This window comes from Mycobacterium sp., from assembly GCF_025965855.1.
Lineage (GTDB): Bacteria > Actinomycetota > Actinomycetes > Mycobacteriales > Mycobacteriaceae > Mycobacterium.
In genome coordinates this window covers 1-9556 of record NZ_JAOPWB010000306.1, presented here as the reverse complement: position 1 = coordinate 9556, position 9556 = coordinate 1, and the positions used below count along the sequence as shown (strand labels likewise).

Sequence of the window (9556 nt, the reverse complement as noted above, 5' to 3'; positions counted from 1 at the left end):
AGCGCCCGCCGCTGTCGTGCCAGAACGAGACGGCACGTCCCAGAGCACCTATTCGGCACCAGCCCAGCACTTCGACCCACTCCGGTGGGTCTGCTTTGGCGCGCGCACCGCGAAAGGAAGAAAATTTGAAGAACGTCCGCAAGACGCTCATCCTCGCCGCGATCACAGGCACCCTGGTGACGGTGCCCTCCGCCACCGCCACCGCGGAACCGATGGGCTTTGACCCGAACGTTCCCCCCATCGGGGCCCCCGACGCGCCCCCGCCGCCGGCTCCGGACGCCCCGGCGCCAGCGCCGGAGGCCTTCGACCCCAACGTTCCGCCGCCGGCGGCCGTTCCGGACGCCTTGGCGCCGGTCGACGTGCCTCCCGCGCCGGCACCCGCGGGCTTCGACCCGAACGTTCCGCCGCCGCCCCCGGCGCCGGACGCCCCGCCGCCGGCTCCCGTCGGCTTCGACCCGAACGTTCCGCCGCCGCCGGCGCCGGACGCCCCGCCGCCTCCGGTGCACCAGGCGTACAGCGTGAACTGGGACGCCATCGCGCAGTGCGAGTCGGGCGGAAACTGGGGGATCAGCACCGGTAACGGCTTCTCCGGCGGCCTGCAGTTCACGTCCAGCACGTGGCACGCCAACGGTGGCTCGGGGTCGCCGCAGAGCGCGAGCCGCGAGGAGCAGATCCGGGTGGCCGAGAACGTGCTGCACACGCAGGGCATCCACGCCTGGCCGGTCTGCGGTCGGCGCGGCTGATCGTTCATCGTCAGTAGAGGTATAGGTAGTGCCGGGCCTTGGGCCCGGCACTACCTATCTAGGGCCGGGCCTTGGGCCCGGCACTACCTATCTAGGGCCGGGGTAGCGTCGGGCCGGTGACCGCTACGCCGCGCGAATTCGACATCGTGTTGTACGGCGCGACCGGCTTTGTGGGGAAGCTGACCGCCGAATACCTGGCGCGCGCCGGAGCGGGCGCGCGGATCGCGCTGGCCGGCAGGTCGCCGGACCGGTTGCGCGCCGTTCGCGACACCCTGAGCGAATCCGCGCGGGACTGGCCGGTCCTGACGGCCGACGCCGCGACGCCGTCGACGCTGGACGAGATGGCCGCCCGGACGCGAGTCGTCGTCACGACGGTCGGCCCCTACACCCGCTACGGGCTGCCGCTGGTGGCCGCGTGCGCCACGGCCGGCACCGATTACGCCGATCTCACCGGTGAGCCGCCGTTCATGCGCGACAGCATCGACCTGTATCACAAGCAGGCCGCCGACACCGGCGCCCGCATCGTGCACGCCTGCGGATTCGACTCGATCCCCTCGGATTTGAGCGTGTACGCGCTGTACCGGGCGGCGCAGCGGGACGGCGCCGGGGAGCTCGCCGACACCCACTTCGTGGTGCGTTCGTTGCGGGGCGGGTTCTCCGGCGGCACCTACGCGTCGCTGCTGGAAGTCCTGCACACCGCCTCGAGCAACCCCGATGCGCGCCGCCAGCTCGCCGACCCCTACACGCTGAGCACCGACCGCGGCGCCGAACCGGAATTCGGCCGGCAGCCCGACCTGGCGTCGCGCCGCGGTGGCCGGCTGGCGCCCGAACTGTCCGGTCTGTGGACCGCGGGATTCCTGATGGCGCCGACGAACACCCGAATCGTGCGGCGCAGCAACGCGTTGCTGGACTGGGCGTACGGTCGGCGGTTCCGCTACGACGAGAACATGAGCGTCGGGTCGTCGGCCCTCGCGCCGGTGGCGTCGGCCGTCCTCGGCGGCGTCGGCAACGCGATGTTCGAGTTGGGCAGCCGCTACTTCCGGCTGCTGCCGCGCCGCCTGGTGGAGCGGGTTCTCCCCAAGCCGGGCACCGGCCCCGGTGCGGAGGCGCGGGATCGCGGCTACTACCGGACCGAGACCTACACCACCACGACCACCGGCGCCCGTTACGTGGCGCGGATGGAGCAGCGGGGAGACCCCGGCTACAAGGCGACCTCGGTGCTGTTGGGGGAGTGCGGCCTGGCACTCGCACTGGACCGCGACAAACTCTCCGATCTGCTCGGTGTGCTGACGCCCGCGGTCGCGATGGGTGATGTGCTGCTTTCGCGATTCCCGGCCGCTGGCGTGTCGCTGCGGGTCGACCGGCTGGGCTGATCCGACGGAACCGACCGCATCAGCTCGCGACACGGCAACCACGCGCACGACACGCCGGTGGGGTGTGCGTAGCTGCAGTCTCGGCGCCACCGGGCCCGATTCGGCCGCTTACGCGCGGGCAACTGGGTCTCCCTAGAATTGACCGGTGACCGCCAGTGCCCATCCCGCCGCCGAGCTGCCCAAGTCGTGGGATCCGGCCGCGATGGAGGGCGCCATCTACCAGAAGTGGCTGGACGCGGGCTACTTCAAGGCGGACGCGAACAGCGCCAAGCCGGCCTACTCGATCGTGCTGCCGCCGCCGAACGTGACCGGCAGCCTGCACATGGGCCACGCGCTGGAACACACCATGATGGACGCCCTGACCCGGCGAAAGCGCATGCAGGGCTATGAGGTGCTGTGGCAGCCGGGCATGGACCATGCGGGCATCGCGACGCAAAGCGTGGTGGAAAAGCAGCTCGCGCTCGACGGCAAGACCAAGGAGGACTTCGGCCGGGAGCTGTTCGTCGAGAAGGTGTGGGACTGGAAGCGGGAGTCCGGGGGCACCATCGGCGCCCAGATGCGCCGGCTCGGCGACGGCGTGGATTGGAGCCGCGACCGGTTCACCATGGACGAGGGACTCTCGCGCGCGGTGCGAACCATCTTCAAGCGGCTCTACGACGCCGGGCTGATCTATCGGGCCGAGTGGCTGGTCAACTGGTCGCCCGTGCTCGAGACGGCGATCTCGGACCTCGAGGTGAACTACCTTGACGTCGAAGGCGAACTGGTGTCGTTCCGGTACGGCTCGCTCGACGACTCGCAACCCCACATCGTGGTCGCCACCACCCGGGTGGAGACGATGCTGGGCGATACCGCGATCGCGGTCCATCCCGACGACGAGCGCTACCGGCACCTGGTCGGCACCAGCCTGCGGCACCCCTTCGTGGACCGTCGGCTCGTCGTCGTCGCCGACGAGCACGTCGACCCCGAATTCGGGACGGGCGCGGTCAAAGTCACGCCCGCGCACGATCCCAACGACTTCGAGATCGGGCTGCGGCACGAGCTGCCGATGATCTCCATCATGGACACCAAGGGCCGGATCACCGACACCGGAACGCAATTCGACGGCATGGACCGCTTCGAGGCCCGCGTCGCGGTTCGCGAAGCGCTGGCGGCGCAGGGCCGGATCGTCGAGGAGAAACGGCCCTACCTGCACAGCGTCGGGCATTCGGAGCGCAGCGGCGAGGCGATCGAGCCGCGGCTGTCGCTGCAGTGGTGGGTCCGGGTCGAATCGCTGGCCAAGGCCGCAGGCGATGCGGTTCGCAACGGGGACACCGTGATTCACCCCGCCAGCCTGGAGCCGCGCTGGTTCGCCTGGGTCGACGACATGCACGACTGGTGTATCTCGCGGCAGCTGTGGTGGGGTCACCGCATCCCGATCTGGTACGGGCCCGATGGGGAGCAGATATGCGTCGGGCCCGACGAGGCGCCGCCGGAGGGCTGGGAACAGGACCCCGACGTGCTGGATACCTGGTTCTCGTCCGCGCTGTGGCCGTTCTCCACGCTGGGCTGGCCGGCGGAGACGCCGGAGCTGGAAAAGTTCTATCCGACAAGCGTTTTGGTAACCGGCTACGACATCCTGTTCTTCTGGGTCGCGCGGATGATGATGTTCGGCACCTTCGTCGGCGACGACGACGCCATCACACTGGGCGGCCGCCGAGGCCCGCAGGTGCCGTTCACCGACGTCTTTCTGCACGGGCTGATCCGCGACGAGTTCGGCCGCAAGATGAGCAAGTCCAAGGGCAACGTCATCGACCCGCTGGACTGGATGGAGGCGTTCGGGGCCGACGCCCTGAGGTTCACGCTGGCCCGCGGAGCCAGCCCCGGCGGCGACCTGTCCGTCGGCGAGGACGCCGTCCGGGCCTCGCGCAACTTCGGCACCAAGCTGTTCAACGCCACCCGGTACGCGCTGCTGAACGGGGCCACTACGATTTCCCAGGCCCCCTTACCGGCGCAGGCCGCGCTCACCGACGCCGATCGCTGGATCCTCGGGCGACTGGAAGAGGTTCGCGCCGAAGTCGATTCGGCGTTCGACGGCTACGAGTTCAGCCGCGCCTGCGAATCGCTCTACCACTTCGCGTGGGACGAATTCTGCGACTGGTACGTCGAACTGGCCAAGACGCAGCTCGCCGAAGGGCTCACCAACACCACCGCCGTGCTGGCCGCGGTGCTCGACACGCTGCTGCGGTTGCTGCATCCGGTCATCCCCTTCCTCACCGAGGCGCTGTGGCAGGCCCTGACCGGCCAGGAGTCGCTGGTGATCGCCGAGTGGCCGAAACCCTCGGGCATCGCCCTGGATCCGGTTGCCGCGCAACGAATCAGCGACATGCAGAGGCTTGTCACCGAGGTCCGCCGGTTTCGCAGTGACCAGGGCCTGGCCGACCGGCAGAAGGTGCCGGCGAGAATGGGCGGTGTTGAGGGCGCCGACCTGGGCGGCCAGGTGGGCCCGGTGGCGTCGCTGGCCTGGCTCACCTCGCCGGGTCCGGATTTTCAGCCGTCGGCGTCCGTGGAGGTGCGCCTCAGCGGCGGCACCGTCGTCGTCGAACTCGACACCTCGGGCACCATCGATGTCGCCGCCGAGCGCCGGCGCCTGGAAAAGGATCTGGCCGCGGCGCAAAAGGAGCTGGCGTCGACGGCCGCCAAACTGACCAACGCCGACTTCCTGGCCAAGGCGCCGGAACACGTCGTCGCCAAGATCCGCGACCGCCAGCGCGTGGCCCGGGAGGAAACCGACCGGATCAACGCGAGGCTGGCCGGGCTGTAATGAACCAGCCTTCCGATAGCGGATCGGGCATCGGCGCGCCGCCCACACCGGATGAGATCGCGTCCCTGCTGCAGGTCGAACATCTGCTGGATCAACGCTGGCCGGAGACCCGCATCGAGCCGAGCCTCACCCGGATCAGCGCCTTGATGGACCTGCTCGGGTCGCCGCAGCTGGGGTACCCGTCGATCCACATCGCGGGCACCAACGGCAAGACCTCCGTGGCGCGCATGATCGACGCCCTGGTGACCGCGCTGCAGCGGCGCACCGGCCGAACCACCAGCCCCCACCTGCAATCGGCGGTCGAGCGCATCGCGATCGACGGACACCCGATCAGTCCGGCCCGGTACGTGGCGACGTACCGCGAGATCGAGCCGTTCGTCCAGATGGTCGACGCGCAGTCGCAGGCAGGCGGCGGGCCGGCGATGAGCAAGTTCGAGGTGCTCACCGCGATGGCGTTCGCCGCGTTCGCCGACGCGCCCGTCGACGTGGCGGTGGTCGAGGTGGGCATGGGCGGCCGTTGGGATGCCACCAACGTGATCAACGCGCCGGTCGCGGTCATCACCCCCGTGGGCATCGACCACGTGGAATACCTCGGCGGCGACATCGCCGGGATCGCCGGCGAAAAGGCCGGCATCATCCACAAGGCACCCGAGGGCGCGCCGGACACCGTCGCCGTCATAGCGCGCCAGGCGCCGGAGGCGATGGAAGTGCTGTTGGCCCAATCGGTGCGCGCCGACGCCGCGGTTGCCCGCGAGGATTCGGAGTTCGCGGTGTTGGGCCGCCAGGTCGCGATCGGCGGCCAGGTACTGCAGCTGCAGGGCCTCGGCGGGGTCTACTCGGACGTCTACCTGCCGCTGCACGGCGAACACCAGGCCCACAACGCGGTGGTGGCGCTCGCGGCGGTCGAGGCCTTCTTCGGGGCGGGCGCGCAGCGACAGCTCGACGTCGAGTCGGTCCGGGCCGGTTTCGCCGCCGTCACCAGCCCCGGCCGGCTGGAGCGCATGCGCAGCGCGCCCACGGTGTTCATCGATGCCGCGCACAATCCGGCCGGTGCGGCCGCGCTGGCGCAGACGCTGGCCGGCGAATTCGATTTCCGATTCCTGGTCGGGGTGCTGAGCGTGCTGGCCGACAAGGACGTGGACGGCATCCTCGCCGCGCTGGAGCCGGCGTTCGATTCCGTCGTCGTGACCCACAACGGCTCGCCGCGGGCGCTGGACGTCGAGTCGCTGGCGCTGGCCGCGCGTGAGCGGTTCGGACCCGATCGCGTGGCGACCGCCGAAAACCTGCGTGACGCCATCGACGTCGCGACCGCCCTGATCGACGAGGCCGCCACGGAAAGCAATGCGGGGGAATCATTCTCGGGCACGGGGATCGTCGTCACCGGCTCGGTCGTCACCGCCGGGGCCGCGCGGACCCTGTTTGGTCGTGACCCGCAATGACCGCCCAGAGCCCCGACCCCTGGAAGAGCTTCGGCGCGGTGATGGCCGCGACGCTGATTCTGGAGGCGATAGTGGTGCTGCTGGCGATACCGGTGGTGGGCGCCGTCGGCGGCGGCCTGACCACGGCGTCGCTGGTCTATCTGATCGGCCTGGCCGTGGTCCTGATCCTGCTGGCCGGGCTGCAGCGCAGGCCCTGGGCGATCTGGGTGAACCTGGGCGTGCAGGTGGTTCTGCTCGCCGGTTTCGCGGTGTATCCGGGGCTGGGATTCATCGGCCTGCTGTTCACCGGGTTGTGGGCGTTGATCGCTTACTTCCGTGCCGAGGTCCGGCGCCGTCAGTCGCCGCCAAGCTAAGCGGCAATCGGTTCTGTACGCTGTCCGCCGTGACCGAACGGACCCTGGTACTGATCAAGCCTGACGCCATCGAGCGGCATCTGATAGGCGAGATCATCGGCCGCATCGAGCGAAAAGGCCTCACCCTCGCGGCGCTGGAGCTCCGGCACGTCAGCGAAGAGCTGGCCGGCCAGCACTACGCGGAGCACGAAGGCAAGCCGTTCTTCGGCTCGTTGCTGGAGTTCATCACCTCGGGGCCGGTGGTGGCGGCGATCGTGGAGGGGCCGCGCGCGATTGCGGCGTTTCGGCAGGTCGCGGGCGGTACCGACCCGGTGGAGAAGGCCACACCCGGCACGATTCGGGGCGATTTCGGGCTGGAGACGCAGTTCAACCTGGTGCACGGGTCCGATTCGGTCGATTCCGCTAAGCGCGAAATCGCGCTCTGGTTTCCCGGAATTTAGCGCTGGGACGATAGGGGCAGCACCGGGCCCCGACGGTGTTTGCTGAAGCGCGCGGATCAGGTGCGGGTGGGCACTGGAAGTGATGTGGGATACTGACAGCGGGTGAACGTCGCCGGACCGGCGTCGGACACCCGAATGAAGACTTAGACAAGCGCGACCATCGCCACCCCGCGATGTTGCGCGGCATGTCAGGCCTACATTCTGCACGGCGCCGAGCGAGTTCTACCTGAGCCCCTCGGGGCGAGACCATCACAAGCCTGGGAGAAGCGAGCCAGGCCCATAGCGAAGCCCTCGCGTGGCCGCGTCGAACGACGCGCCCGGGGGCTAAAGGAGAATACGTGGTAGACAGTGCACCACCCACAGACTCGTCACAACGGCCGGCCCAGCACGACGACCTGCCGGATCGCTTGAGAGTCCACCAGCTGGCACGGGCGTTGGGAAGCACCAACAAAGAGGTGCTGGCGGCGCTCAACACAATCGACGGGCGGACCCGCAACGTGCACTCCGGCGTGGCCCGTGAGGATGCACTCCGGGTGCGCGAACTGCTCTTCGCCCAACCCCTGCCCAACATCCCCGGCTTCAGCAGTGCGGCCGCCGCAGAACAACCGCTGCTGCTCGAAACCTCAAGCGAGGGGCGGGATTACATGCCGCTGTTCGTCGCGCCGCAGTTAGTCGAGACCGGCGGCGGCCGCGACACCGACTCGGACGATGCGGGGCCCGACTCCGATGAGTCCGACATCGATGACGAAGAGCAGTCCGACCGGCAGGCCAACCGGCGGCGGCGCCGCGGCCGCCGCGGGCGTGGCCGCGGTCGCGGCGAACAAGGCGGACCCGACGGCCAAGACGCCGACGATGACGCCGACTCCGAGGATGCCGACGAGTCCGACGACGCCGACGACGACGAGAACGGATCCTCGGAGGCCGCCACTCGGCGCCGCCGCAGGCGCCGGCGGCGCAAGTCGGGATCCGGCGACGACAACGACGAGGGTCCGTCGCCCGACGACCCGCCGAACACCGTGGTGCACGAGCGGCCGCCGCGCACCGGCAAGAACGGCAGCGATGCGAACGGCAGCTCCAGCGCCGAGATCAAGGGCATCGACGGCTCCACTCGGCTGGAGGCCAAACGGCAACGCCGCCGCGACGGGCGCGACGCCGGACGGCGGCGCCCGCCGGTGCTGACCGAAGCCGAGTTCTTGGCGCGCCGCGAGGCCGTCGAACGGATGATGGTCGTGCGCGACCGGGTACGCACCGAGCCACCGCACCCCGGCGCGCGCTACACCCAGATCGCGGTGCTGGAAGACGGCATCCTCGTCGAGCATTTCGTGACCTCCGCCGCCTCCGCCTCGTTGGTGGGCAACATCTACCTCGGGATCGTGCAGAACGTGCTGCCCTCGATGGAGGCGGCCTTCATCGACATCGGCCGCGGCCGCAACGGCGTGCTCTACGCCGGAGAGGTCAACTGGGAAGCCGCGGGATTGGGCGGGTCCGACCGCAAGATCGAACAGGCCCTCAAACCCGGCGATTACGTCGTCGTCCAGGTCAGCAAGGACCCCGTCGGCCACAAGGGCGCCCGGCTGACCACGCAGGTATCACTGGCCGGTCGCTATCTGGTTTATGTGCCGGGCGCGTCGTCGACCGGGATCAGCCGCAAGCTGCCCGACACCGAACGCCAGCGCCTCAAGGAGATCCTGCGCGAGGTGGTGCCGTCCGACGCCGGGGTGATCATCCGCACCGCGTCCGAGGGAGTCAAAGAAGAGGACATCCGCAAGGACGTCACCCGCCTGCAGGAACGCTGGCAACAAATCGAGGCCAAGGCCGGCGAAACCAAGCAGAAGGCCGCCGGCGCCGCGGTGTCGCTCTACGAAGAGCCGGACGTGTTGGTCAAAGTCATCCGTGACCTGTTCAACGAGGACTTCGCCGGCCTGCTCGTCTCCGGCGACGAGGCCTGGACCACGATCAACGAATACGTGAATTCCGTTGCTCCGGAACTGGTTTCGAAGCTGACCAAGTACGAACCCGCCACCGGACCGGACGAGGCGAGCGGACCGGATGTGTTCGCGGTGCACCGCATCGACGAGCAGCTCGCCAAGGCGATGGAACGGAAGGTGTGGCTGCCGTCGGGCGGCACGCTGGTGATCGACCGGACCGAGGCGATGACGGTGGTCGACGTCAACACCGGCAAGTTCACCGGGTCCGGGGGCAATCTCGAGCAGACGGTCACCAAGAACAACCTGGAGGCGGCCGAGGAGATCGTGCGCCAGCTGCGGCTGCGCGACATCGGCGGCATCGTGGTCATCGACTTCATCGACATGGTGCTGGAGTCCAACCGCGACCTGGTGTTGCGCCGGCTGACCGAGTCGCTGGCCCGCGCCCGCACGCGCCATCAGGTTTCCGAGGTGACGTCTTTG

At 69.3% G+C, this 9556-nt stretch carries 7 protein-coding genes; all 7 read left to right on the top strand.

The genetic code is table 11. The features are described from left to right. The first annotated feature begins 125 nt into the window (after positions 1-125). Positions 126-743 (top strand): transglycosylase family protein, encoded by a 618-nt coding sequence (locus JWP83_RS26505; protein WP_297737317.1) that lies wholly within the window; start codon positions 126-128, stop codon positions 741-743. Between the two features lie 116 nt (positions 744-859). Beyond that, positions 860-2116 (top strand): trans-acting enoyl reductase family protein, encoded by a 1257-nt coding sequence (locus JWP83_RS26500; protein WP_297737314.1) that lies wholly within the window; start codon positions 860-862, stop codon positions 2114-2116. A gap of 145 nt (positions 2117-2261) precedes the next feature. Further along, a complete protein-coding gene (locus tag JWP83_RS26495; RefSeq protein WP_297737311.1) occupies positions 2262-4916 on the top strand; it encodes a valine--tRNA ligase in 2655 nt (884 codons plus the stop codon). Then, entirely contained in the window at positions 4916-6355 is a 1440-nt protein-coding gene (locus tag JWP83_RS26490) for a folylpolyglutamate synthase/dihydrofolate synthase family protein (RefSeq protein WP_297737307.1), read from the top strand. The genes JWP83_RS26495 and JWP83_RS26490 overlap by 1 nt, the downstream gene beginning before the upstream one ends. Further along, the gene (locus JWP83_RS26485) at positions 6352-6708 is read left to right on the top strand and encodes a DUF4233 domain-containing protein (protein ID WP_297737304.1); all 357 of its coding nucleotides are present in this window, start codon (positions 6352-6354) and stop codon (positions 6706-6708) included. The genes JWP83_RS26490 and JWP83_RS26485 overlap by 4 nt, the downstream gene beginning before the upstream one ends. A 29-nt stretch (positions 6709-6737) precedes the next feature. Then, entirely contained in the window at positions 6738-7148 is a 411-nt protein-coding gene (gene ndk, locus JWP83_RS26480; RefSeq protein ID WP_297737302.1) for a nucleoside-diphosphate kinase, read from the top strand. A 338-nt stretch (positions 7149-7486) separates the two neighbouring features. Then, the coding region (locus tag JWP83_RS26475; RefSeq protein WP_297737299.1) for an Rne/Rng family ribonuclease at positions 7487-9556 on the top strand (2070 nt) is incomplete at its 3' end.

Bases quoted from the DNA above. Each gene is read 5' to 3' on its own strand.
- JWP83_RS26485 (WP_297737304.1), top strand. From the start codon at position 6,352: ATGACCGCCCAGAGCCCCGACCCCTGGAAGAGCTTCGGCGCGGTGATG.
- JWP83_RS26490 (WP_297737307.1), top strand. From the start codon at position 4,916: ATGAACCAGCCTTCCGATAGCGGATCGGGCATCGGCGCGCCGCCCACA.